Origin of the sequence: Paraburkholderia sp. SIMBA_030, assembly GCF_046535245.1 — a bacterium.
Taxonomy (GTDB): Bacteria; Pseudomonadota; Gammaproteobacteria; order Burkholderiales; family Burkholderiaceae; genus Paraburkholderia.
The window spans coordinates 1-260 of sequence record NZ_JAWRXB010000885.1; the positions used below are offsets into that span (position 1 = coordinate 1).

The window sequence follows — 260 nt, forward strand, 5'->3', positions numbered from 1 at the left end:
GACACGGCCCGGCGGGCACGTGGTGGGCGGCGCTGCCGCGCGACGAATGGCCGGAAGACGCCGGCCTCGAAGCGGAAATCGCCGCCGACTGGTACGGCGACGCCAACGACACGACCATCGGCGACCGTCGCCAGGAACTGGTGCTGATCGGCGTGAATCTCGACCACGCCACGTGGCAGACGAAGCTCGACGCCTGCCTGCTGACCGACGAGGAATACGCGGGCGGCCCGAACGCCTGGCAAGCCTTCGACGACCCGTTC

At 70.0% G+C, this 260-nt stretch carries 1 protein-coding gene; it reads left to right on the plus strand.

Annotated features, from left to right (window positions below; genetic code table 11):
* A partial coding sequence (locus tag SB772_RS42560) for a GTP-binding protein (RefSeq protein WP_410838840.1) occupies positions 1 to 260 on the plus strand: 260 nt, incomplete at both ends.